Origin of the sequence: Pseudoalteromonas porphyrae, assembly GCF_001298125.1 — a bacterium.
Classification (GTDB): domain Bacteria; phylum Pseudomonadota; class Gammaproteobacteria; order Enterobacterales; family Alteromonadaceae; genus Pseudoalteromonas; species Pseudoalteromonas neustonica.
The window spans coordinates 1-1,819 of record NZ_LHPH01000054.1 but is presented as its reverse complement, the minus strand read 5'-3'; the positions used below and the strand labels follow the sequence as shown (position 1 = coordinate 1,819).

General features: G+C 46.3%; 1 protein-coding gene. It reads right to left on the bottom strand.

Annotation, left to right across the window (positions count from 1 at the left end):
- The coding region (locus ADS77_RS21040) for a tandem-95 repeat protein (RefSeq protein WP_152960656.1) at positions 1-1,819 on the bottom strand (1,819 nt) is incomplete at both ends.

The window sequence follows — 1,819 nt, the reverse complement described above, 5'->3', positions numbered from 1 at the left end:
AAGCTGTATTCACCGACGCCATCGCCTTTATCTTCTAACAATACATTCGCGCCGTTAAATCCTTGGTCTTCAACGTCTGAATCATTCGCTAAAATGGCCACACTTGTTACTGTGTCTTCATCGGTAGTCACCGCATCATTCGCAACAACCGGGCGGTCATTCACTGCACCTATGTTAACGGTGACTGTTGCGGTGTTTGATACTAAACCATCACTGTCTGCAATGGTGTACGTGAAGGTGTCTTGGCCTACTTCATTACTATTTGGTGTGTATACAAAAGTCCCTGCGGTTTCATCAATAACCACTTGCCCTTTACTTGGCGAGCGAACCACGGTAATTGCGCCTGTTGGTATTGTATCTTCAACATCGGTTGCTTGTGCTTTGAGTGCTGTCGCGTCAGATGCCGTATCTTCTTGCGTACTAATTACTATCGTAGCCGCAACCGGTGCATCATTGACAGGGGTAATATCGATGGTCACTGTTGCGGTATTTGATGTATTTCCTGCCGCGTCTTTAACTGTATACGTAAAGCTATCAGTGCCTGTTTCGTTTAGCGCAGGTGTATATGTCGCAACCCCATTGGCAATGGTCACATTACCTTTTGTAGGCGCCACTAACACGGCAGCAGATGCAACGACCATATCGCCTTCGGCGTCTGTGTCGTTATTGGTCAGACTAAATGTTACACCAGTGTCTTCATTGGTCTGCGCGGTATCATCTTGTGCTACTGGTGCATCTGCTATTGCATTGATTGTCAGGGTTGCGGTGTATAAAGGTGATAACTCACCTGAACTATCTTTGATTTGATAAGTAAAGCTGTCGCTGACATCCTCCCCACCATTATGAGCATAACTAAAGCTACCGTCCGCTTGCGCTGAGAGTTCACCAAATTGCGGCTCACTTACAATGACCAAAGATAAACTATCTCCACTATCGGTGTCGTCATCAGTGGCGTTATTTAACAATCCATTGGCACTTGTCACCGTCAGCGTTTGTGCTTCATTCAATGTGAATGTTGCATTTTGTCCTACCGGTGCATCGTTGGTGTTTGTCACTTCAATTGCAAAGGCCGGTAAGCTTACGCTCGCAGTTCCATCTGATGCACTTATTACGATCCCTTGCTGTATACCGACATGTTCATCTGCTGGCGTACCGCTGAGCGTGCCAGTATTAACATCAAAATTGAGCCAGCTTGGCTTATTACTGATAGAGAACACAAACACACTGTTATCAACATCACTGATTGTTGGCGTGAATAAATACGCACTGTCTTCTGCTACGGTTGTACTCGGTGTGCCCGATAGAACTGGGGCGTCATTGATATTAATAACTTCCAAGTTAAAGGCTGGTAACGCAGTGCTTATACTGCCATCACTGACGCTGATCACAATGCCTGCTTGCGTGCCTACATCATCATTTGTCGGGGTGCCACTAAGCTGACCTGTCGCTGCATCGAAGTTTGCCCAACTTGGCTTGTTCGTGATGCTAAAGCTCAGCGTATCACCGTCCATGTCTTGTGCGCTTGGTGTAAAGCTATACGCTTCATCCTCGTTCACTTGCGTTGCGGGTACCCCACTGATACTTGGTGCATCATTGGTATTGATTACCGTAATGCTAAATGGCGCTAAGCTTTGCGTTTGCGTGCCATCACTCACACTGATAATTATATTGCTGTAACTGCCTACTTGCTCATTCAGCGGGGTGCCGCTTAATTCGCCCGTTGCGCTGTTAAAGCTTAACCAACTTGGTTTGTTACTGATACTAAACGTTAAGGTGTCGTTGTCTGTATCACTCGCTGTAGGGATAAATTGATAGCCGC